Genomic DNA, 23536 nt, shown 5'->3' with positions numbered 1-23536 from the left:
TGCGGACCAGGATTTCTACGATGGAACTCCGCTCTCGGCGCTCGCGATCTCGCCTGAGTTGCACAGGTTTAGTGACCCAAACCGGGGTCAGGGGTGCGGGATTCGCAGGGCGGTGAGGATTCGCTCGGCTTCGGCGGGTATGGGGTCGGCGGTGGTGTGGGGGTGTCCCGCGATGACGACGCTGATCTCTTGTAGGGGCCGTAGGGTGCGGACGAGGCGTTGGATGCTCACTCCGGTCTGGTCTTGCAGGTAGCGGGCGACGGCGAGGGCGGTGAAGACGATGGTCAGGTGGGCTTCGATGGCGTCGCGGGTGCGGTGGAAGATCGGCCGTGCCCGCAGATCGGTTTTGGACATGCGGAACGATTGCTCGACATGCCAGAGGTCGTGGTAGTGGCTGATGATCTCCGCGGCGGGCATCACCGGGGCCGGGATGTTGGTGACGTAACCCTTTCAACCCGGTCAGTGCGCGGGCGTGGTCCAGGCTCGCTTCGTCCAGGCGGCGGTCCTCGCCGTTGATGTGGACGAATCGGGTGGTCTTGGCGGGTTTGCTGCCGTCGATCACCGCGCGGGCGCGGGCTTCCTGGGCATTCAACGTCTGGGTGTCGCGGCGGGCGGGTGTGGTCGAGTATTGCCATATCGCCCGCCACGCCTTCGGATGGTGCTCGGGATTCCATACCGGTTCAGCGCGCTGTCTGCGGGTGTTGACGGCGCTGCGGGCATGGCGCGGGGTGACGGTGTCGATGATCTGACGGTCGGTGAAAATGTCACCGTGCCAATGGAAATGCGACGCCAGATCCGCGGGGCTGTCGTCACGCGGGAGCCGACGATTAACGACAACCCGGCCGCGTCCAGCTCTTTCAGATTCGTCACTGACAGCATGCTGGCGTCGGCGGCGACCATACAGGTGTGGGCGATCCCGTGGCGGGCCTGAACCCAGCAATGATCGGAACGATGGTGGCGGTCTCGCCGGTGTTGCCTTCGAAACACCCGATCTCCAGCGGGAACCCGGAGAGCGGTCGACCAGCAGGCCGACGACGATCTGCGGCTCGACGCGGCGTTCCTTGGGGTACCCGACCTTGCGCAGCCCGTGTTCACGCTCGGCCTCGCAATACAATGTCCTCACGTCATAGAGCACCAGTGCAAGACCACCGGTGCTCGAGACGTGGGCGAAACACCTGGTGGCCACCGTGTTCCGGTAGTCGTGGGTGCTGCAACGGCGCAGGGCGTTGGCGTAGGTGTTGCGGTGCGCCGCATCCACACCGAGTTCGGCGACGACACGAGCGCAGTCACTCATCGAGGTCGGCTCCACCAGCCGGGCGAACACCAGCTGAAAGAATGCGGGATCATCGACGACGTCGAAACCTTCGTTCCGCCAAGCGGTTTCGATGACCTCGATCAGCCACCGGCACCGCTTCCCCCCGGATCACCGCCGTCCCGGCTCGCAGATCCGAGGCCCAGGTCGAGGGCCTGCTGACCCGACTGCAGCCGCTCCCGCGCCGCATCCAGCAGTGCCGCCAACTGGGCGTCGGTGTGGGCAGACCCGACATGCTCGACAATGCGGTTCCGGCGGCCGTCCTTCTCCGCGATCTGCACCGCCGTCGCCCCGGACCCGGTCCCCACCTTGCGAATGAACGCCGCCACACCAGCGATCCCCTCCTGGATTCTTTTTCGGCGGGGGTCACCAGGACGCGGTCAGGAGCGTTTCTGTCCGAGTTCGATTTCGAACCAGGCGTTTACGACGTGTGCGATTACGGCGTCCAGTTCGGCGGTGTGGTCTGCGAAAGAGGTGGGGTCGTAGTGCACCTTGTCCTCGCCCAGCGTGATGAGCCAGTCTCGGATTAATCGGCAATGGAGTCCGGTCGTGAGCGCGATCCACACCTGGTTCGGGATCGTCTCGGTGAGGAAGACGACCGCGTGCAAGAATCTTTCGCCTCGGACCAGTAGTCGCATCCATCGGATTCGCCGGTCTGCGGCGAGTATGGCCGACAGTTCAGCGATCGGATTGGTATCCATGATGATGTACAGCATCGCTGGTTCCGGTCTGCCGATTGCGTCCGGCGATGTGGAAGACGTCGTCACGACCAGCGTGCGTAGTGCGAGGATGCGTGCCACGTCGTTCGGGTTCTGTACGCCGTCGAAGATCGCGAGTCTGACAACGGGAACGCCATCGATGTCCAGGTCGAGTGCCTGTAGCCCTACGACGCTGCCGTCCATCGCTTCGAGCGCGTTCGGCCGGGCGAACTGGTGCGCGAGCGCATCGCTGCGGGTCCATGTCAACCAGACGTGGGCACCCAACCCCGGGTGCCTGCGAACGAAGTGCTTGGCCGAGGTCGCTATCGCGCTTGAATCGAGAACCTCGAGGCGGTGAGGTTGTGTGTGCAACTCGATGCGGTCGCGTCCGTGCTCAGCGAATCGTGCCACGGGCGGCGGTGCGGCGGAGCCGATCGGATACCGGTCGATTCGGGCGGAGACGGCGGGTGCGGTGTCGATGAGGTCCAGGTTCAGCTTTCGGCCGTAGGCCGAGGATTCGGCCGCACTCATGGTCGGGAGCCCGAGGTCGTCGCACCGCGTCGCGACCTCGTCGTAGAGCGCCCACAGACGCGACCGTGGCGTTGTGTCGTCCAGGTCCGAGACGTCGATCGCGGACCAGTCGATGGAGGTCAGTGTCTCGAGCCGGGCATCGGGACTCGAATCCGTTGCCAGCGCGGACAGCCGGATCGAGAGCGGGCGATCGGCCTCAAGCAGGGTTATCGGCGCCATCGCGGCTCGCAGGACAGCGTCCACGAGGAAGCGCGCGTTCGACCACTCCCGGCCCTGGGTGATCGCGAGTCCGCGATCAACGTAGTCGCGATACAAACGGTCATCGGCGATTAGGACAGAGTCCCGGTCGCCCCGGACCGACAGGTACGACGCGTACGTCTCGTGCGTGGTTCGCGCGCTGGCGTTGCAGAAGCGTGCGAGGCGCCGCATTCGGGTCTGGTCGACTCCTACTCGTGCGACATCGGCGGCGAGCCGCGCCAGCATCCCCCAGGGGGTGCTGTTCTGGAACCGTCGGTGGAGGTTCTCGTGCAGTTCCGTCACCGATTGTTCGTCGCCGGTGGCGATCTCGGCGGTCCGGACGGTCCAGGTCTCGACCCCGTCGAAGTATCCGAGCAGTGCGGAATCGCGGTGTGCACAGAAGTACGAACTCACTGTTCCAGTGTCGTCCCGCGGGGTTTGCGTGCCGGTCGGGTTACGACTGCGACGCCGGATTCCCCTCCGTGCCCGGCGTCGCATTCCTCGGTCCGTCCTCGGCGGTGACGGGTCACGGTTCGGAGAAGGCTTGTCGAAGTGCGATAACGCATTCCCGGTATCGACGGAACGAATCCTTTAGGCGGGTCATGGCATACGACAGATGAACCTGACCGCGAAGCATGTGATGGTCGACCGGGACTCCGGCCTCGGCGAGACGCCGAGCGTAGGCGTCGCCTTCGTCACGCAGGAGGTCGAACTCGGCGGTTGTGACCATCGCGGGTGGCAGACCTGTGAGATCCGCGGCGAGCAGCGGCGACGCGTAGGGGTGCGTCGCCTGGTCGCGGTCGGACAGATAGTGTCCGACGAAGTTCTCCATCTCGGATCGGGTCAACGGAAATCCCTGTCCGTTCTCTTGATACGACCGGCTGTCCATTCTCAGGTCGGTAACCGGGACGTCGAGTACCTGGAACACGAGCGGCGGGCCGTGGCGGTCTCTCGTCATGAGGGCGAGCACGGCGGCGATGTTGCCTCCGGCGGATTCTCCGCCGACCGATATGCGAGTACGGTCGAGACCGAGTTCGCCTGCCTGATCGGCCAGCGAGCACAGCGCGCGGTACGCGTCCTCGACACCAGTCGGGAACGGGTGCTCGGGCGCCAGCCGGTAACCGACCGACGCCACCACACACGGGACATCACCCGCCAGACTGCGGCACCGCTTGTCCCGGAGTCCGAGGTTGCCGCCGACCACCCACCCGCCTCCGTGAAAAAAGAGGTGTACCGGCAACGGTCCCGAGCCGAACGGCCGGTACAGCCGGATCGGGATTTGCCCGCCTTCGACGTCGACGAGGTGTTCGACGACCGTCAGCGGCCGCTCCGGTGTGCGGCTGCTCATTCTGATCAGCAGGCCGGTGGTCAGTTCGTCCTCGCGCCGTAGTCGCGCGACCGACCTGCGGGACGGATCGCGGGCTGTTGAGCGTGCGAACCATACATAGGGCCGCAGTGGAGAAAGGAGGGTGCCTCTGCGCGCGGACGGCGTCGCGGGCATCGGATACGGCGTCACAGTCTCACCGGCCCTTGCCGAGGGTCCGCCACGGATGTCAGCACCGCTTCGCCGATCTCGGCCGACCACAGCACCTGCTCGAGCGGCACCCGCGTGCTGGGGACCCCTCGTCGCACGCAGTCGGCGAAATGGTCGAGCTCGGCTCGTAGCGCGCCGGATCGGAGTCCCTGCACCAGTGGCCAGAAGTGCATCTCGGGCGACTCCGAACGGTCCTCGCGCCAGATCTGTAGGTCCGGTTCGTTGCGAACGATGTAGGTCGCCCCGGAGGTCTGTACCTTGCACTCGAATTCGAAACCGAAGGGACAACCGGCCGGCAGGTGCCAGGAGTTCTGGATCACCGCCCGCAGGCCGCCCGGCCAATGCAGGATCACGTCCAGGACGTCGGGATTCGAGGCGTCGAGATAGCCGGATGCGAACGCACTGACCGATTCCGGTCGCTGACCGGCGTACCACACCGCCAGATCGATGTCGTGCACGATGGCGGCGAGCGCTGGGTGCACGCGTCCGTAGACGTCGTGCGCCGAGGTTTGGAAGTTTCGCTGAAATGACATGTGCCTCAACATTTTCGACTCGACCATCGACGCTGTTGTGGCATTGCGGACGTCGAATCGGAGGATATGGCCAACGTAGAGGTTGCGTCGTTGCAGCTGCGCCGTCGCGAGGAGCTGACACACCTCGGCGGCGGTGAGTGCGAGCGGTTTCTCCACGATGACATCCAGGCCCGCAAGCAGTGCCTGCCGGACGACATCGGCGTGCGCGCTCTCCGGAACCACCACATCCACGACGTCGAGATCCATGCTCAGCAGGTCGGTGATCTCGGTGGTACGGACGACGGCATCCGGAAGCGCGAATGGCGGGTGAGCGGTCTCCACGTGGAAGGCGCTCTGCGCGTCGCGCCCCCGCGCGGGCTTCAAACGCTCGGAGTCGCGATCACAGACCGCCACCAAATCGACCCCCGCCAGTCCCAGCCAGGTCTCGGCGTGCACTCTTCCGAACCACCCGAGCCCCACCAGCCCCACCCGGACGATCGGCTGCGACGTCATATCTCGGCTCCTCTATACATGCTGGCCTCGTGTCCGGTAGTACAGGCGCGAGTTCTCCCGGCGGCGCGCCATGACGACCCGTGCTTCATCGACCGAGCGCCACCCGGTGGGAATGTCCGGTGCCACGAGCACGCGCAACTCGCTCGGCAGCGCGGCGAGTCGATCGGCGCCGAACGCGCGCGCGTAGTCCTCCTGCACCCGCATGTACAGGCGCGAGTAAAGGATCGAGAGCGTCAGTCGAACACCCGGCGCTGTTCGCGGCATCGCCGCATGCCAGGTGTTGCCGTGAAAGACCACCGCCGATCCGGCGGGCGCGACCACGGGGACGACTTCCCGGACTCCCTGCCCTTCCCGCGGACGATGGCAGTACCGGTGGCTTCCCGGCACCATGGTCAAGCAGCCGTTCTCCGCGGTGTAGTCGGTCAGCAGCAGATTCACATTGGCGATCTGCGCGTAGGGCGGAAGCGGGTCCGGCACATATCCGGTGTCGGAATGCACCCCCAGTTCGCAACGACCCGGCCCCTTCACATACCCGGTGAAACTGCTGAGCACACAACTGTTCCCGAGCAGGTAACGAACCAGCAGAAGAGTGCGTGGATGCCGCGCGGCATCGCGCAGCCGGGTACCCCCACGCAGGAACAGCAGCGGTACCTCCTGGGTGCGGTGGCGGTGTGACGAGCCGTCGAGCAGATCGACCCGACGGTCGTCGTCGGCTTCGGCCAAGGTGACGAGATCGTCGGTCAGCGCGCCGATGTCAGGGGGCGTCAGCACATCGGGCACGACCGTGTAGCCTGCGGTCTCGAGCTCCACTATGTGTTTGTCCATGCCGAGTTCGGCAATCGCGTCGTGCAGTTCGCGCAGCCCGTCGGTTATGCGGGGGTAGTCGTCGCGCTCCCAGCCGAGACCGTTTTTCATATCCCGGCTCCGGTGTCACCGGCACTGGTCGCCGCGGGAACCGATGCGGCGCAGCCGGCGCGGGTGTGCTTCGATCCCGATCGGTCCGGCTGCCAGACGCCGAGCCGCTCGGCGCGGGAAGGGCGAGAGTTCTCGGCGTAGACGGTCATCATATCGTCGAGGATCCGCAGAAACCGGGCGCCGTAGTTGCCTTCGATCAGGTGGTCCCGGTTCCGCGTCAGCTCGCTCTGCAGAGCGGCGACCTGTGCCGGGCGCAGATCCCGCAATGCCCGCCATGCCCGGCGCGTGCGCAGCTTCTGGCGAAACCACTGCCGTATGCGGCGGGGCGCTTCGACATTGACCTCGGCCTCGGGCACATAGCCGATACGGGCGCCGGACTCGATCGAGCGGATGCCGATAGATGCGTCATCCAGGATGGGCACGAGCAGGCCGTCGGCCGGGAACCAATCGCGGCGCATGGCGTACATCGCTCCCGGCAGTGCCCACCGTAGCTCGGGATGATCCGAGCGGAGCAGGTGCCACGAGGCGACAGAGATCTCCATCCAGAAACGCAGCGTTCGTTGGATCGGACCACCGTCGCGGCGACCGACTACGATGCGGCCCGCGGCGATGTCGATGTCCTCGGTCGTCAGCGCGTCGACCAGGAGACGTAATGCGCCGGGGTGTGGGACGATATCGGCGTCCAGGAAGATGAGGATGTCGCCACGCGCGGCGGCGACCCCTCTGCATAATGCCTCGTACTTGCCGGGGCACGGGGTGGTGATCCAGGTCAAGTTTTCATCCGTCAACGGCGGCGCGGTGGTGAACGGCGACTCCTCGGGAACCACGACGAGCAACTCCGCTCGCCCGGTGAGCCCCGCAAGACTTCGCAGCATCTCGGGCAGTGTGTCCGGAAGTGTCGTTTCTTCGTTCCGCGCGGGAACAACGACGCTGATCCGCGGTGGCGTGTGGGCCGGTGGTGGCGAACTCATAGCGAGCACCGCTTCCAATATCCGGTTTCCGTCGACGTCATGCCCTACCTCCGTGCCGGGTGTATGTCGTGTGCCTGCGTGCGCAGTCAGCGTCCGCCCATCGCGCGAGTGCGGGCGGCATAGGCGGGACAACGCTGGACAACCGTGGACAGCAATGGATTCCATCGCGTCACGACGGGAACTCCGGCCGGGGGATGGGTGAACTGAACACGACGAATCCGCGAGACCGCTTCGTATCCGAGCTGACCGCGGCGATCAAGCGTGCTGAGCGACACAGCGGGCGGCGCATCGATCGGGGCAAACTCGCCGGACAGATGAGTATCGGCCGGTCGACGCTCTACGCCTACCTGAACGGCACGATATTGCCGTCGATCATGACCCTTGATCGTCTGGTGCGCGGGTTCGGCATCACCGGCGCCGACGTCGGGCGGCTCGCCACCCTGCGTGACCAAGCCGATGCCGCTGGACGAGGTCAGGGCGCCAGCTACGGTGCGACCGACGCACCGCCGCCCTTCCCGGTTCTGCCACAATTGCCGCCCGTGTCACCACATTTCGTGGGCCGGACCGAGGAGCTCGAACGCATCGCCGCCGCGGCGGCGGCCGCGGGAGCGGGGGATTCGACGGTCGCCGTCGTCACGGGCACCGCCGGAGTCGGCAAGACGGCTCTTGCGTGTACGTGGGCGTATTCGGCTGTCGGCCGCTACCCGGACGGACAGTTGCTGATCGACCTCCAGGGTTTCGGCGCGGCCCAGCCGGTCGATCCAGCGGCGGCACTGCACCAGGTGCTGGAATCACTGGGTGTCGCGGCCGTGACGATTCCGACCTCGGTGACTGCCAAGGCGACGTTGTTTCGCAGTATCGTGGCCAGACGCCGCATTCTACTCATCCTCGACAACGCCCGGTCCACGGACCAGGTGCGTCCGCTGCTATCCAGCAACCCGGGCTGCTTCACGATCGTCACCAGTCGCAATCGGTTGGATGGTCTGGTGGCGATCGAGGGAGCGCACCGGATCGTCGTCGGGCTGCTACCGGAGCTCGACGCGAAGGAAATGCTCCGCATTCGGCTGCGGGCCGAGCGGATTGCTTCGCCCGACCGCACCGATCCGGCGGTGTCCGAGCTGGTAACGCTGTGCGCCCGTTTGCCGTTGGCGCTGAGTATCGTGGCCGCCGATATTTCCGGTCGCTCGATCGGCGAACGGGTCGCGGAACTACGCACCGAACAGGGTCGGCTGGATCTTCTGGGTGTCGCGGGCGCCGACACCGACCTGCGCGCGGTGCTGTCTTGGAGCTATCGGAGCCTGCCCGAGCAGGCAGCGCGGCTGTTCCGCCTGCTCGGCGCCTACCCGGGGCCGGATATCGGTCCTGAGGCGTGTTCGGCGCTGCTGGGCGCCTGCGATGATGCGCGACCGCTGTTGCGTGTTCTCACCCATTCCCATCTGCTCACGGAGAATCACGGTCGTTTCGACGCACACGATCTGCTGCGCGTGTACGCGCAGGAGCTGTCGCGCACTGAACCGGTCGAACGGGCCGCGAGCACCGAGCGGCTGCTCGACTACTATCTGGCGGCCGCGACCGTCGCGAATCTGGGAATCCAGCCGTGTCGAGCGCATGAACTCCCACCGGTGAAATCAGCCTCGGCCGCCGGGCCGGTTCAGCCCTATGCCGAGAGTATGGCGTGGTTCGGGAGCGAGTCGCGATCGATACTCGCGTTGGTCCAAATGGCCGCGGCCGAGGGCTTTCCGTCACACGCGTGGCGGCTGGCTGTGCTGTGCACGACCTATCTGCGGCGCTCGGGACGACGTCAGGAACGCAAGGAGATCCACCGGCACGCGGTCACGGCAGCGGCCGCCTGCCATGATCGCGCCGCCCACGCCACCACTCTGCGCCTGCTCGGCGACGCCTGCGCTCGTCTGGACGAGCACGACACCGCGATCGAGTTACTCACCCGCTCGATGCGCGAATTCGAGGCGCAGGACGATTCGGACGGGATACGGCAGGCGCATCTATCGCTGTGCCGGGTGCACGAGTCGCTCGGTGCCCACGACACGGCCCTCGAGCACGCGGAAACCGCACTGGCATCGGCCAGGCCCGAGGACGATCCGCTCGGATACGCCGACTACCTCAATGCCACCGCCCGACTTAACGCACGATGCGGGCATCATGAGAAGGCGTTGTCCATGGCGACGAAAACCCTGAAGTACTACCGGAAACTCGGCTACCAGGAGGGTATGGCCGATATCCTGCTCACCTTGGGGGACGCCGAATCCCGGCTCGGCTCCTTCGAGATCGCGCTAGACCACGTCGAGGAGTCGCTGACCATCGATCGCGAGTTGGGTGACCTGTACCGCGCGGCGCTGGCGACCGAACAACTCGGCGATATCCACGATCGGCGCGGAACGTCTCAGGGGGCCCTCGAGCGCTGGGAGAATGCGCTATCGATATTCGATACCCTGCGTCATCCGGACCGTGCCCGCGTAGCCGCGAAGATCGATCGCCCGCGACGTTCGGACGAGCATGCGCAACAACCTGGACCCGAGCAATGAGGCGAATGCCCGGCGGCACTGAGCCCGAACTCCAGTTCTCATGCGCGAGAGATCGATTCGAATCGACCACGCATGCCGAACTGCTCGGTAGCTTCGACGGCCGCGATCGCCGGTCGGTGATGCTGTACGCGATGCGTGACCGGGAGGAGCAACTGTTCGTATCGCTGCACGAGTTGCTCCACCACGAGTTGCAGTGGTCGACCGGATGGGGGATCTCGTCCGCTATGGCCGGGCTGCTGGCCGAGTCGGGCCTGGATCGGCTGGGCCGGATCGTGCGGGAGATGCACGAGTCGTGCCGGACCGTACACGAGACCTTCGCGACCACGATATCGTCCGGAGTCGTCGGCATCGCGGTCGGTCGCCGAATGCTGGCAGGCAATGTCGAGTACACACGCTATCTGGACGACGGGCTGCGACTGGGCGGACAACCCGCGTGGCCGTGGCAATTTCGTGAATCGGCGGCCCAGATGCTGCTGCGCACCACCATGCAACCAGCCGCGGTGACGGCGATTGCCGAGCGCGGATTCCGGCGTCTCCGAGTAGAGGACGTCTGTATCCCGGAGGCTCGGCCGGACGAGCGACTGCGCCGGATTCGCGATATCGCGCCGCACTGGTGGAACGGGGTGTTCGCCGAACTCTCCGCGCAGTGGCCTGAACGCGGCGGAGATCTCGGCGACGAGCACGCGCGACGATTGCCCGACGATCCCGCGGCGGTGATGGCCCTGAAAGAATGGGAGGAGACCGTCCTGCTGCCCGCGTTGTTGTCGACCGCGGGCAAGCGGCTGGCCGAGCTGGGTCTGCCGACGCTCGGCCAGGACGACTACCTGCACGTCGTTGAGGAACTACGGCTGTCGTTCCTGGAACTGGCCCCTGAGGACTGGATGGTGGAGCTGTTCGTGCACGGACGCGGGGTCGATGACGAACCGCTGGGTGTGGAGCGCGAATCGGCGGTGCTGTATCGCGATCCTGCCGTCGCGGACATCGTCGCCCCGGACGCGTTCGACGACCGTGTGCGGGAGTTCCGCACCGACACCGCAGACGGTACCCGGGTGGTGTCGATGTATTCGACGACCGAGACGCTTCAGCGCCAGTTCGACGAGCTGGCCGAGGATCTGCCGTCGGAGCGGGCGGTTCTGCTGCTCATGGGCAATGCGCGGCGTGTGTCCGGGGCCCGGCTGGTTCCGATGGCCTTCGTTCAGCCCGAGGTGTCACCTGCAGCGCTGGCCGCGATGTTCACCCGATACCGCTGCGTCGTGCTGACCACACTGCGAACAACCAGGTATGGCGATTACCGTGCGGCGGTGCTCGAGCTGCCGCTGTCGTTCATCCTGATCGATCTGCCGCTGAAACGGCAGATCGCCACCTGGGTCGACCAGGGGTTGCGTGCCCACTACCGGATGTTTCACCTCGGCACGGCCGGGCGGGTGAACCTCGTCGTCTTCGGCGTGGATCAATTGCCCGGCTGCTGGTTTCTGTGCTATCGCGGCGACGCGGGCTTCGGTGATCTCGTGCGAGTGCTGGACGAGTACGCCGACCTCGTGCTGTCCGATCTGTACGTGCCGGACGAGGTGATCGGCGATATCGGCGCAATCACCACCTGGCTGCTGACGGCCTGGTGGCGTTTCGAGGAAACCGAGTAGTGCGAGCTCGGTGTCGACGAAAACGGTAGCCGAAGGCGCGAATGTGCCAGTGGCACTACACTACTGGCCTGTTTGGTGCCTTACGAGTGCGGAGCGAGTCCACTGCGACTTCCGCGCCGAGGCAGTGCACCAGTTCGACGTAGCGTTTCTCCGGCTGTGACCCACGAGAGCAAGAGAAAGGGCGGAATCGTGCTTGACGATGTATTCGATTGGCTGTCCTCGTCGCCGGACGATCAGGTGACGGTGGACGACGGACTCGTCACTCGCGTGGCCGGTGATCTCGGAGCTGTCACAGCCTCGGAAATCGACGAGGTTCGCGACACGCTGCTGAAGATAATCGAAGACCAATCCGACACGCCGTTTCCGATGCGTGTCGGGCAGTGGTCGGTCACGACCTCGGCGCGGAACCTCCGATCCGCGCTCCACTCGACACTCCTCGTCCTGGGCCTGCAAGCGGTCGGAGCGACGTCTCCGGTTGTCGTTCTGGCAGCCATCGCACCGTTTCTGCTGGATATCGAGAAGGTCCGCTTCCGGCCGGAGGAACGCGAGGTCGTCGGGGAGATGCGTGCCGACATCACCGATGCGACCGAGCGCGGCGAGGTGTGGGCGCGGCTTCCGGAGGACGTTCGACACGAACTGCCCTACCTCCGGTTGGCCGAGCTGGCCGAAGTGTTGCAGCGGGCGGGAGCTCTGGAGCACGCGCCCGGATCGCCGAATCCCATTTTCCAGCAGACACTTTTCGCGCCGGCGTGCGCCGAGCCGGGGGAGCGGGGTATGTCGAGCCGTCCGCCGCGGGTGCTGCTCGTCGCCGACGAATGGTTTCCGGCGAAGGGGGGAATCAGCTCGCTGAACCGGTATCTAGCCTTCGGGTTGGCCGAGACCGGATCGGATGTCTACTGTGTCGTGCCCGCGGCGCGAGCAGACGAGTTCGCCGATGCGCGACGACGCGGCGTCCAGTTAGTGGAGGCACCCGGTGTGCCGGGGGTCGCACCGGACGCGGCGCTGGGCATGGCCCGCCCGCTTGCCGACGATCTCGCACCGGACATCCTGATCGGGCACGGCCGGGTCACCGGCCCACGGGCGAAGGCACTCCGGGACAACTTCTATCCGTCCGCCTTTCTGTGCCACTTCATCCACATGATCCCGGATTATCTGGAATGGTCGAAGACCGATCGGGAGATCGACGCCGGTACCCGCGCCGAAACACGGTCGGACCTCGAGGAGACGCTCGGGGTCGGAGCGGACTGCGTCGCCGCCGTCGGCCCGATGCTTCACGAATGGTTCTCCTCGGTGCTCGCACCGTACCAGTCGCCACCGCCGCTGCTGCGGTTCGATCCCGGATTCGACAGTTCCGAGGACAGGACGCGAGTTCCGTCGCCGGGGCGACCGCGGATCCTCATGCTCGGCCGACTGGGCGACGTGAAGCCGAAAGGATTGGATATCGCCGCCGCGGCAGTCGGGTTGGCGATGGACATGGCGGGCAGCGGCACTCCCGGATTCGACTTGGTTCTGCGTGGTTCTCCCGAGGGGCAGGCCGAGGAACTGCGCGAAGCTGTTCGCGAGTGGTCGCGGCATACGACGCTGCGGGTCATCGTCCGCAACTACACGACCGAGATCGACCGCCTCCGCAACGACATGCTACGGGCGGACCTGGTCCTGATGCCATCTCGGACCGAGGCGTTCGGGCTGGTGGGGCTGGAAGCCATCGTCGCGGGAACACCCTTGCTCGCGACCGACCAGAGCGGGCTGGCGATGGTGCTGACCGAGTATCTGCCGCGAGAATTGCATGACCGGGTCGTCGTTCCCGTGGTGGACGACATCGAGAAAGACACGATGCGCTGGGGCCATGCAATCGCCGCCGCAATGCGTGATCGCGGTGCGAGTTTCGCGACCGCGGAGGCGGTGCGCGACACCATGGCGAACGCGCGCTCCTGGGCTCGTGCGTGCACCGCCCTGGTCGACGTGTGGAGGTCCGCGCGAGAAGCGAGTTCCTGATACACAGTCTGTGAGCGTTCGCTCTCGGAGCGAGATCGTCTCGTACGTGGCATCCCGAGGGTCGAGTCGGGCTGATTCTGGAAACCGCGTCAATGCAGTTCGGCTGGTTTCTCTTCGTACGTATCACTCCCAGTTTGTCTCTTCTACGCCCGCCGCTTCGAGGATTGAATAAAAGTCGGCGATGGCGGATCGGTCTCCGCGATGGACGCATGAGGTGAAGATCGTCCGCTGTGCTGCGCGCGACAGGCCGACGAAGAATGTCGCTGTGGATTCTTCAGGGTTTTTGGCATGCGCCCACCACTGTTTTCCATCGAGCCCGAGGAAGAAGACGGTGTGGTATTCCAGTCCCTTGCTTCGATGGACTGTCATCAAAGGGACAGCGTCTGCGGACTCGTATTCATACAGGGCTTCCCGCCATGATCCAGCAGAGTCGGCAACTGTACTCAGTCTCGTTTCGAACGCATCTATGACTCTTTGGGTTTCGTCTACTCGCTGATGATTCGTGAGTCCGCGCCGGATGTTGTTGAAGCCGACGAACTTACGAATTCGTCCGGTGGCTTGTCGAGCTGTCGCAGCATTTGGGGATGCGTCATGCAGCCAACGACGCAGGTCTCGAATGAACGTGCTGAGCTCGTCGACCGCCGCACGTGAGGTCGGTTCATCGGATGAGCTGACTCCTCGCACTTTAGTCATCTGCTCGGAAATCTCCAACCAGATCGTCGGCTGTCCACCCGCTGTCGCCAGACGTAAGATGCCGAGGAAGAAACGGCCGATGTTGTCCTTGAGGAGATCCTGCAGCCGGACTTTGCCAACAAGGGCATCGTCGTTGCGGAGCCGGATGCCGTGCTGGCTGAGGGCTGTGCGAAACAAATCTTCGAATAGGGCAACTTTCTGTCGCGCCACTAGCACGTAGTTTGCAGGAGTCCGACCCGAACTCGCCGTATCTGCAGCGATCCAGTCGGCGATGACTTCGGCCTCCCGCTCCTCGCTGGGGAAGGTCCAAATGTGGATCGGCTCGTCGGTTATGTCAGCTGCTGCTTTGGAGACTGCGACGGCCACGCTGGGGTCGAGCTTGGTGGCGACTGCATGTTGGAACTCCACGAGTGCCGGGGACGATCGGAAGTTCCAACTCAGCGGGAACTCCTGGGCGTCGAAGTCGGCGCGGAACTCGGCGAAGGCATCCTCCAAGGCGCCCGACCAACCCATGATGCGCTGCTTGCGATCGCCAACCGCTGTGACAGCGGTGCCACCACCGAACACCGACCGCAGGAAAGTATTGCGCGTAGGTGGTGTCCTGGAACTCGTCGATGAAGACGTAGGGGTAGGTCAAGGTCAGTCCGCGGCTGATATGCGGCGTAGTTCGGACTAGTAGCTCGGCAAGTCGGTTGAGCATTATGAAATCTACGTTCGGCGAGTCTGATCGCAGATAATACTTCTTCCACCACGCGAAGGCCGCGATATCGGAAGACGTATCCATTGACGCGGGGATCTGAGACGGCAACTGATAAGATCCAACGACTTCCGACACGAAGTTGCCGCGCGGTAGGGCGAAGAGTGCGGATCGTAGCGCAGGATCGGCTGTCGCTGACAGGTTGTCCAAGAAGTCGCGCTGCTCGGCGGGAGACGGGAAGCTCAGCTCGTAGTTGCCGTGCAGCGCCCATTCTGCCGGCAGCGTCGCATGGAAACGGTCGACGAGGTTCTTGGTGAATGCATCGAATGTCATGGAGACGAACCGAGTTGCCTGCTCAGGCAGTCGGGCCCGCACTCGGCGGCCAAGGTTGGCGGCGGCGTCGCGTTTGAAGGAAATGGCGAGGATGCGCTGCGGCGCAGGGCACAGCCCGGTTTGGAGCAGGTAAGCAGCTCGTTGGGCCAAGAATTCGGTCTTGCCCGCCCCCGGGCCGGCGATCACGGCACTGCACCCATCCGCACGCAGTGCGTCCCACGCTGCAGGCTCAAGATCATCGACGTCGATGGGACGCCACGACTGAGGGGTCACCAGACTGCTCGGGCTGTCTGCACGGGAAGCTACCTTCGTGGTATGCGCCGGCTTGATCATTGTCCAACCTCTTTGGCGATGCAGTCGATCAGTGCTGCCAGCGGCTCGGGTGGGGCCTTCAGGTCGTCAGTAGTCATGGTGCTTAGTACTCGCAAGTGTGTGCCGGGCTTGGAACGGCCGAGGAACCGGTAGCGATACCAGCGCAGCTGGTCCTTTCGTCTTTCCAGCAGCTTTGCGTCGGTGGGGTTCCAGTACTTGCTTTTGCCACCCTCCACTCCCAGAACGGTGTCGGTGGCGTCGTCATTCCGCGGCCCTGACTCACGACCCACAAGTCGCGTGTAGTGGCTCCAGAACTTGCGGAGCAGCGCCATGTCAAGATCGAGGGGCGTCGAGAAGAACACGTTCCACTGCCGGAGATGGCTTCGCCATGCCGTCCGCTCGCTCGGTGTGAGGTCGCCTTCAAGATCTGTCAGATCGTCGTAGCCGTCAATACGTTCGAATGGGTCGATGCCGATATCGATTAGTCTCCGGCATACATCCCTGATTCTTCCTGCGCCTCCGCCAGCGCGGCCGAGATCGAAATCGAGCAGCGTCGCGTGCGGGATCTTCAGATCGCTGAGCAGCCGCCAGAAGTGGTTTGTATGTCTTCCGCCAAGCGGGACCATCGCCACGAACGAACGGTCGATCGCTACGCCGCGTGCCTGTGCGATCAGAGGTATGACCAGCTCTTCCAAATCTCCCTCGCCGAGAACGACGAACCGCGCAAAGTACAACTCCGGATGAGCGCGGACTGCCTCCCGGATGTACTTGCCTGCCTCTGTGCCCTCGGCTGGCAGAAGGATGGGGCGAACCGTTGTGGTGCGAGCTGCGGTATCCACCCTGAAGTAGCGAACCCGCTCGGGCTCGATTCGGCCAAGAACACTGGCCGAGTGGCTGGACGTGAAACCCTGTGCACGCGGACCGTCGCACAGATCGAGGATCTGTTCCACAATGCGCGCGAGATAGAACGGGGCGAGGCTGTTCTCAGGCTCCTCGACTGCCAACAGGGTTAGTGCCGGGGGCTGTACGGAAGCGACGTCGAACTCAGTGTGATGGGCGCCGTCAGCTAAGGCGTTCTCAATGTCGAGTGCGGTGGCGCTCAGGGCGAGATGCAGCAGTGAACGCTGCCCGTCGCTCAGAAACCTCGCACGTCTTGGTTGGCCGGTCGGACTGGGGGTAAACAGCAGTTCGGCGTTCCTCACGATCTCAAACAGGTCGCTGTCGATCGGCTGGAAGCCCGGCACCGTATCGCTGCCCGCCGTTTGTAGCTGTTGCCATCGTCGGGTCAGCGTGTCCTCGACGGTCCTGACCACTGGCTCGGTGTTGAAGTTCTTGGCCAGTTTGTCTGCAGTCGAGGTGACGAGGTCTCGAAGGTCGTCGGTCCATTGACTGGCGCGCCACAACCGGCCACGGAGGAACTTCGAAACCTGTTGCGCACCATCACGAGAGGCTGGCACGTAGATCATCTGAATTCGGCTGCGGTCAGCCACTGACAACGCCACCCACTGGTCTCCGTAGTCGGTGTCGAAGGTATAGACAACTCTGCGTTCGGCAGTGATGGTGCCGTCGACGGACCCGTCGTCGATCCAGCTGGCTTCCAATACGATTCGACACTTCAGCTTTCCGTCGTGTGTCGCGGCCATCTGGTGAAAGAACTCGGGCACGGTCTCCAGGCCATGCTCGTCGTCGTCAAGCTCCGGAAACGCGAGGACGGTCTCGATGGTGAAGGAACGGCTTTCCGGCGCCTCGGTTTCCGCCGCGGGTACATGAAAGTCGTCGACTCGAACGTCTCGATCGCTGCTCGTGACTCCGAACAGCCGAAGCATCGCCTCGAAGACTGCTGTCTTACCAGTTCCGTTGGTGCCGATGAGGACGGTCAGTTGAGGGTCTAGGTCGATCGTCGTTGCAATAGAGCCGAAGCACTGGAAATTTCTCAGGGTGACGCTTTCTACGTACACGTAGAGTTCCTTTGCCGATGCGGGAGCGCGAGCGACTTACAGGACAAGCAGGTGGAGGTACTTCGCTGAGTGAGCTTCAGTGCCTGTCGGGCGTACTGCTGAACCGGCCTCTGGATCAGATCCGACGTTCGACCTGGTGCCGCGAACATGCTCGCTCAGCATGAGTAGTCGGCCGCGCCACGTCGGGCGTTACAGGGAGGCTGGATGGTAGTCGCATAGGGCCACCGGGCAGTCGAAAGACCTTCGTCTGGATGGCGTCGAAACGCCCCTCAGAGAGGTACTCCCGCCGCTTGCCCTGTGCTGGAACCCCAGAGATGTCGGGTGTCGTTGTGCCTGATGAGTACCCATCGCCACTGATGTGGGTTTCTCGTCCGTGGGCGGTGTTCCCATTCGGTAATTGCGGTGTAGTCGACTTCGGCGCTGGCGTAGGTGAGAGTTGGCGGTATCCGTTGGAAGTGTTGGGCTGCAGCGAGAATCGTTTCTCTATGGCAGGCGACTACAACGGTTGTCCCCGGGTGCTGGGTAGTCAGCGTGTCGAGTTTGCGGCCGACTCGTTGGGCTGCGACGGGCCATGAATCGGCTCCTGCGGCTATCGGGTAGTCGGGGGACAGAGTCAGTGGGTGCGTTGGATCCGCGATGAGTTCGTTTCGTCGATGGCCTTCGGCGGTCCCGTGCTCGTTGTAGGAGAATTCCGGCCGCAGTTGTACCCCGAGTTGGTGTGCGATTGGCTCGGCGGTTTGTACAGCTCGTCGCACTGCGGTCGAGTACACCACGGTGGTGCCGAGTCGATGTCGTTCAGCTGCGAGATATTCACCGACGGTCCGGGCTTGATCGTGGCCGCGCTCGGTGAGACCGAGGCATGTTTGCGGGCCAGCGACCACGCCATCGACGTTGCTCCAGCTTTCGCGGTCACCGACGGCATCGCCACCCTGGCAGGTCTGCTGGACCGCTACGAGCGGCTGCGCGCCGAACTGGCCGCTGTCGCCACCGACGCGGGCGATGTGCTCGCCGATCTCACAGACCCCGCGACAGTCGAACGTGAGATCGCCGAGATTCAGCGCGACGCCACGCTTCGAATCACCGCCGCCGAGCAAGCCAAAGCCGACGCCGAGAAGGCGTCCACGCAGATGGCGCGGCGGCTCGAGCACGCCGTCGAACTCGAGGAACTGGCACTGGCCGCCGCCGACGAAGCGAACACGAAAATGCAGGAGGCCGCCACCCGGCTTGAGCAGGTGGAACAAGAGGCGGCGCGGCGGATCGCGAAGGCTGAAACTGAACGGGAGCGGGTGCACGCCGAAGCCGAAACTGTACTCATCGAGATGCACGGCCATGTCGACGCTGCCCGCGCCGCGCAGGTCCGCGCGGAAGGCGAACGCGACACCGCCGTGGCGAACGCGAATGCCGTGAACGAACAGAACCGCCACCTCCGCGCGCAGCTCGACAACGAGCGAGCAGAGCTCCGGCAGCAGATCGAGCGACGTGACACCGAGTACGCGCGCGCCATCACCGCAGCGCACGCGATGGCAGACCGCGCCGCCCGCGAGCATCGCGAGCAGCTCACCGAGGTGATGCAGCATTACGCAGGACAGCCGCATCGTGTTCCTGTGCGTGCCGCCGGCGAAGCGCCCGATCCGATGGTGGGAGCAGAACCCTCACCTGATTAGGCTGTGACGCGCCGTCGGCCCGATGGATGGAGCGCACGACTCGCATCCGTGGCCGGCGGCGCACGTCGAGACCGTGACCGGCAGTTGTGACGGTAGCGGCCAGCGGCCGAACGGGTCTCGGTCGGGGATCAGCCCGCTGAAGCACCGCCGGGGTTCGTCACCGGTTTCGGCTCCGATGCCGCTGTCGATCGTGGATCATGGATGGGTACCGGGACGCAGGTGAAGACTCCGCCGTGCGCCTGCGCGTTTTCCCGGCGGCAAGGCGGGCTCGTGACGGTCGGCCCGCCTCGGAAGCAAACGACGGAAATTTTGAGGCAAGCGACCGTCGCCGCTGCTCGGCGACGGTATTTCAGGACGGCAATCCCGCCGTGTCCTGGTGTGGTCGACCCAGGTGGTGAAAGACCGTCGGCAATCAGCCACGCCTGGGCACACTCTTTGAATCAGTTGTCCACCGCTGTGCTCGGGCGTGCGCACCATCTGCACCGGAGAAGACCACCATGGACAACGCGGTTTCGAGCCACCCGACGGCCTTGAAGCTGATCGACGATACGATCCGAGAAATATACTGGGCCGAGGCGAAAGACACTGAAGCGGTGTTGCTGTCGGGATGGAACGGCTTCACGATGCTGGCCACGGCGGTGATGCTGTTGGTGGAGCACTGGCCCGACCCCGACGAGATCCCCGACTGGTACATGTTCGCGCGCAACCACAACCATGCCGCGTGCGCGGTGGCGGTCCGGTACCTGGAGAAAGCGCCGGGTTTGCCGCCGACCGATCGCACACCGCAATCGGTGAGCGGCTGGGCCACCCGCGAGGACGTGTCCGATCAGGTGCCCGTGCCCTACGACATCCGGCTCTGGACAGCAGAACAGGCCGACCCGCTGGTCGAGGTGTTCGGCTCGCAACTGGTCGCATCCTGTATTCCGAAGCTGAGCTTGGCGCTGAACCTCGGACTCAGCGCCGCCATCCCACACACGACCGGCCGCGCCGACCGGAAAGCGCTGACCGTCGGTGTCGCGATGTCAGCTGAGATCTGCGACTGCTGGGAAGGTCGCTTGCGAACCTACTTCAGGACTCGCAAGGACCTGGAGCGGACCGCAGCTGGCGCCGGGGAACGCAAACGGGCCACCGAGCAGCTCCAACGCGACCACACGCTGGTGCGGATGCTGCGCGACGCGGTCGCCCGATCGGCCGGCGCCCGACGGGTGGGTGCCGATGGCCGCGGTCGGGTCCTCGCTCCGAGATCGACCCCAACTTTTGGCCAGAGGCGTACGGATACAGCAACATGACTCAGCTGTTCAAGGCAACACAACTGTTCCAAATCCGCAAAACCGGGCACCGCAATGACGGCCTCACGATCCACATCCGGGACAAGCGGCCGTGGAGCCCGCCAACGCGATAACGAGCGAGCTGACTACAGGCCATTCAGCCGCCCGGCCGTCGACACACCAACAACGCTCGAACAACCAACGGTCGGGCGCTATGTGAGCCTCCCCTGCTTGGCTGGCGCTTAGACGAGCCGCGATGAATGAACCGTCGACGGGTAAGGGACCGGCTTCGGTGTCAGACCAGCGCCGGCGGGCTGGGATTGCGGCGAGGATTTCGCCATACGGCTGATCTGCGGTCGGTCGGAATGCCTCATTGTTGTTTGCGTTGTGGCGGGATGGGGCGTCGGCGACGGTTGGGGCGTGGGCGTGGTGGGCGAGGCCGTGGGGATGCGTTCGCCGGGTCTGTGTTGGGTCTGGAGGATGGTTTGGCGGGGCGGCTGGTGGACTCGATGGCCGCCGCGATGTCGCTGGCGGTGAGGAACCAGGATCGTCCTGCCTTGTGTCCTGGTAGTCGTCCGGCTTTGAGTTGCTGTTCGTACCAGCGGCGTGATTTGTGCAGCGCGCGAGCGCCGACGGAGACAGGGTAGGTCGGCTCATGCGGAGCTTCGGGTTCTGGTTCCCGCGGCGGCGTCGGCTGGATGCCCGGGCTGTCGGTCACCGCGAATCCCCATCGGTGGTGCCGTGCCGTGCGGGGGCAGTCTTGGGCTGTCGTGGAGTGCTTGTCGCGAAGCCTGCGTGTCGACGGTCGGCAAGCGGGTCGCGGTGTGTGACGAATGCCGGATGCCAGCGAGTGGTCGGGTTCATCGGCGACACCTCTTTCATCAATCGAGAGAATTCGCTATCTCCATGAAAGCGCAATTATTGCCTTGTGCGCCAGCAAATCTCATTGTAGGTGATCTGTAACAGGTGCAGTCGATGCGGTTTGGCCATGGTGGTGAGGCATCGGTCGTCGGGTTCGTGGCGTTGCCCGCACCGATCGTGCGGTCTGCCGACGGCACATGGCACGGGTGGGCCGGGCGTCGTGGACGGATCATCGGTTGGATGACTGACACGGTCCCTCGGCAGCTGTCTCTGGCGTGTCGTTCCGGCGTGTCGATGTCGAGTTCGACGGGTTAGGAGGGCTCGGGGCCGGAGTAGGGTTTGCGGATTGCTGTGAGGAGCAGGACGTTCTGGGTTTGGGTGACGTCGGCGACGCTGAGTCGGTAGGAGGACAGCTCGTCGGTCGCAGGGTCACGCAGGTGCAGCAGGTCGTTGGTGTCGCGGCCGTAGGCGACGTCGATGCTGGCAGACCATTGACGGCGGAATTCCTTGACCGGGCGGAGTTGGCGCATGAGGTCCTTGGCTTGTTCGGAGTCGCGGTAGCGACCGAGTGTGGCCTTGAGTGTGGCGACGCTGTGGGCGGATTCGTGGGGCCACTGGACGAAGACGGACTTGGCCGCAGGACTGAACAGCCATGTCGGGATGCAGTCGGTTTCCTGCAGGCCGGGTGTCGTCGCTTGAAACGAGTCGTTGCTGGCCAGCGCGTTCCACAGCGGGTCGAGGTAGGCCGCGAGTACTTCTCGCTGCTCGAGGTCGTGGAGGTGGCTGATCAGGTCGGTGTTGTCGTTGACGCACTGGCGGAGGTTGTCCGCGGGCGCGAGTTCCTCGGCGGGGGTGCGTAGCTCGCGCAGGTGACGTGCCTGCATCGGGTTGAGCCCGTAGCCGGAGATGATCTTTTCGAGCGTTTCGAAGGACGGGGTGTAATCGTCCTTCTCGATGTCGAACAGGTAGGAGGGGCTGATGCCGTGGCGCTGCTGGGCGCCGAAACGCGACAGCCCGAGGTCTTCTCTGATCAGACGGCATGTGCTGCCCAGAGTCGGGATGCGGGGTAGTCGCCCGCCTCTGGCGTTGCCGGATGAACGATGTGCGGGATTCTGGGTCATGCGGAGTGCCCCCCATTTCGAGTGTCTTCCGTCACAGGGATGAGCTGAGCTACGATGATCGGTTGCCCCCAGGGTGATGTTTCGTTCCTACCAGAATGGGTAGGCCCCGGCAAGGCTTTTCCGCCTGAGGGATCGCAAGAAAGTTGCTGGCCGAAGGGCTGCGTCGCCGTGCGTCCGACAGCGGAGTCATCTGGCTCCCAGCGGTTCTCGAAGAAATTTCCTTTCACGATCCCACCGTGAAACAGGCGGCAAACGCGCTGCATACCGCCCGAAGAGCGGTTTGACTATTTCACCCTCACCTAAAAGTAGGAGAGCCGAAGCCCTGGAATTGCGGCTTGTTTCGGGGTTTGGATTGATCTGCAAGTCCAAACCGATTGAGAGGAAACCACGTTGGATCCCTACGTGATATTGGGTTGGGTGAACACCGGTCTGTCGGTGCTGTCGCGCGGACTGTCCCTGGCTGGGCAGGCGCTGGCACTCATCCTGCCCTTCATCTGACGCGATTCGCCTGAGAAGCAGCCTCCCAGACGCCGATCCGCGTCTGGGAGGCACGCGAAGTACCGCGCACCCACGGCGCATTCATCGGCAATCCCCATCCCCGCCCTGATCAAGTGAAGGGTCTCTTCGGCATGCCCAGATCCAGAAAAACCACCCGTTTTCACGTGTCCGTCCCCCACGGCGGCAGTGCGCGAAACCTAAGAATTCAGCTCAACACCACCATCTTTCGTGGCAGCAGTGCCCTGCTCTGTGGCGCGGTTCCCATCGCGATGGTGCTGGCGGCGGCAGGCACAGCGCACGCTGCCGACACGGCGACGGCGATCGCTGATCAGCCCGGCGTCACCAGCCCGGCTCAGCCGGGCACAACCACACCGCCCCCGCCGCCGGCACCTGAGCCCGAAGCAGCGCCCCCGCCACCGCAATCAGCGCCGCCGCCGGTGTATTACGCGCAGCCGCCGGAGGTCCGTAATGCTGCGCCGTCGCGTCCGGCGCCGTCACCGGTGGAGCCGGTGGAGCCGGTCCGCATCGAGGAGTTGCACCTTCCCGTGCCGGTGGAGCCGGTGGCGCCGATCGAGCCGCCGGAGAACACGATCCGGATCGGCCAATGGCAGGCCCCGCGCCCGGAGTGGCTGCCGCCGGAATGCGCGGATGCGATCAACGATGTCGCCGCGGGCGCCGAGGCGCAGGTCGCCACCGCGCTGGATTCGATCGGCATCCCGGCCGGGCGCTC

General features: G+C 64.6%; 13 protein-coding genes and 3 pseudogenes. 5 read left to right on the top strand and 11 right to left on the bottom strand.

From position 1 onward, the window contains the following. Positions 1-87: 87 nt before the first annotated feature. The 6 genes and pseudogenes from NA4_RS43720 to NA4_RS22550 form a co-directional block, all read right to left on the bottom strand. Positions 88-1641: pseudogene (locus NA4_RS43720) on the bottom strand (IS1634 family transposase). Positions 1642-1692: 51 nt separating this feature from the next. Next, on the bottom strand, positions 1693-3192 hold the full coding sequence (locus NA4_RS22570; protein ID WP_067473436.1) for a hypothetical protein: 1500 nt from the start codon (positions 3190-3192) through the stop codon (positions 1693-1695). Between the two features lie 112 nt (positions 3193-3304). Next, entirely contained in the window at positions 3305-4126 is an 822-nt protein-coding gene (locus NA4_RS22565; RefSeq protein ID WP_169811095.1) for an alpha/beta hydrolase, read from the bottom strand. A gap of 164 nt (positions 4127-4290) precedes the next feature. Next, positions 4291-5337, bottom strand: coding sequence for a Gfo/Idh/MocA family protein (locus NA4_RS22560; RefSeq protein ID WP_067473423.1), 1047 nt, complete (start codon positions 5335-5337; stop codon positions 4291-4293). Positions 5338-5349: 12 nt separating this feature from the next. Continuing rightward, positions 5350-6252 (bottom strand): phytanoyl-CoA dioxygenase family protein, encoded by a 903-nt coding sequence (locus NA4_RS22555; protein ID WP_067473421.1) that lies wholly within the window; start codon positions 6250-6252, stop codon positions 5350-5352. Beyond that, positions 6249-7223: a glycosyltransferase family 2 protein gene (locus NA4_RS22550; protein WP_067473416.1), complete on the bottom strand. Its 975-nt coding sequence runs from the start codon at positions 7221-7223 to the stop codon at positions 6249-6251. Before NA4_RS22550 ends, NA4_RS22555 begins: the two co-directional genes overlap by 4 nt. A gap of 194 nt (positions 7224-7417) precedes the next feature. Here NA4_RS22550 and NA4_RS22545 point away from each other — a divergent pair, with 194 nt between their 5' ends. The 3 genes from NA4_RS22545 (at position 7418) to NA4_RS22535 (ending at position 13401) form a co-directional block, all read left to right on the top strand. Further along, positions 7418-9766 carry an ATP-binding protein gene (locus tag NA4_RS22545; RefSeq protein WP_067473414.1) on the top strand — a complete coding sequence of 783 codons (2349 nt, stop codon included), beginning with the start codon at positions 7418-7420 and terminating at the stop codon, positions 9764-9766. A gap of 5 nt (positions 9767-9771) precedes the next feature. After that, the gene (locus NA4_RS22540; protein ID WP_157129223.1) at positions 9772-11406 is read left to right on the top strand and encodes a hypothetical protein; all 1635 of its coding nucleotides are present in this window, start codon (positions 9772-9774) and stop codon (positions 11404-11406) included. 189 nt (positions 11407-11595) lie between these two features. Next, positions 11596-13401: a glycosyltransferase family 4 protein gene (locus NA4_RS22535; protein ID WP_157129222.1), complete on the top strand. Its 1806-nt coding sequence runs from the start codon at positions 11596-11598 to the stop codon at positions 13399-13401. Positions 13402-13524: 123 nt separating this feature from the next. On the opposite strand, the gene NA4_RS39320 is transcribed toward NA4_RS22535, so the two are convergent. From NA4_RS39320 to NA4_RS43710, 4 genes and pseudogenes are all read right to left on the bottom strand, one after another. Then, positions 13525-14661 carry a 3'-5' exonuclease gene (locus tag NA4_RS39320; RefSeq protein WP_084497347.1) on the bottom strand — a complete coding sequence of 379 codons (1137 nt, stop codon included), beginning with the start codon at positions 14659-14661 and terminating at the stop codon, positions 13525-13527. A gap of 25 nt (positions 14662-14686) precedes the next feature. Continuing rightward, positions 14687-15457, bottom strand: a pseudogene (locus tag NA4_RS43715) (UvrD-helicase domain-containing protein); the annotation flags it as partial. Then, positions 15454-17394, bottom strand: coding sequence for an ATP-dependent nuclease (locus NA4_RS22525; protein WP_067473407.1), 1941 nt, complete (start codon positions 17392-17394; stop codon positions 15454-15456). The pseudogene NA4_RS43715 and the gene NA4_RS22525, both read right to left, overlap by 4 nt. A 269-nt stretch (positions 17395-17663) precedes the next feature. Then, a complete protein-coding gene (locus NA4_RS43710) occupies positions 17664-18725 on the bottom strand; it encodes a histidine phosphatase family protein (protein ID WP_373862816.1) in 1062 nt (353 codons plus the stop codon). An 830-nt stretch (positions 18726-19555) separates the two neighbouring features. Here NA4_RS43710 and NA4_RS22515 point away from each other — a divergent pair. Next, a complete protein-coding gene (locus tag NA4_RS22515; protein WP_067473404.1) occupies positions 19556-20347 on the top strand; it encodes a hypothetical protein in 792 nt (263 codons plus the stop codon). 1151 nt (positions 20348-21498) lie between these two features. Here the strand turns inward: NA4_RS22515 and NA4_RS22510 are convergent. Next, positions 21499-22308, bottom strand: a complete 810-nt coding sequence (locus tag NA4_RS22510) for an MmyB family transcriptional regulator (RefSeq protein ID WP_067473403.1) — start codon at positions 22306-22308, stop codon at positions 21499-21501. 662 nt (positions 22309-22970) lie between these two features. Between NA4_RS22510 and NA4_RS40620 the strand changes: the two are divergent. After that, positions 22971-23536: pseudogene (locus tag NA4_RS40620) on the top strand (hypothetical protein); the annotation flags it as partial.

It is taken from the genome of Nocardia amamiensis NBRC 102102 (assembly GCF_001612745.1).
GTDB lineage: Bacteria > Actinomycetota > Actinomycetes > Mycobacteriales > Mycobacteriaceae > Nocardia > Nocardia amamiensis.
This window is presented reverse-complemented; position numbering and strand designations above follow the sequence as displayed.

Coding starts and splice junctions, on each gene's coding strand:
- NA4_RS22565 (WP_169811095.1), bottom strand. CDS start 4,126: ATGAGCAGCCGCACACCGGAGCGGCCGCTGACGGTCGTCGAACACCTC.
- NA4_RS22560 (WP_067473423.1), bottom strand. CDS start 5,337: ATGACGTCGCAGCCGATCGTCCGGGTGGGGCTGGTGGGGCTCGGGTGG.
- NA4_RS22555 (WP_067473421.1), bottom strand. CDS start 6,252: ATGAAAAACGGTCTCGGCTGGGAGCGCGACGACTACCCCCGCATAACC.
- NA4_RS22550 (WP_067473416.1), bottom strand. CDS start 7,223: ATGAGTTCGCCACCACCGGCCCACACGCCACCGCGGATCAGCGTCGTT.
- NA4_RS22545 (WP_067473414.1), top strand. CDS start 7,418: ATGGGTGAACTGAACACGACGAATCCGCGAGACCGCTTCGTATCCGAG.
- NA4_RS22540 (WP_157129223.1), top strand. CDS start 9,772: ATGCCCGGCGGCACTGAGCCCGAACTCCAGTTCTCATGCGCGAGAGAT.
- NA4_RS43710 (WP_373862816.1), bottom strand. CDS start 18,725: ATGGCCGTGCATCTCGATGAGTACAGTTTCGGCTTCGGCGTGCACCCG.
- NA4_RS22515 (WP_067473404.1), top strand. CDS start 19,556: ATGGACAACGCGGTTTCGAGCCACCCGACGGCCTTGAAGCTGATCGAC.
- NA4_RS22510 (WP_067473403.1), bottom strand. CDS start 22,308: ATGACCCAGAATCCCGCACATCGTTCATCCGGCAACGCCAGAGGCGGG.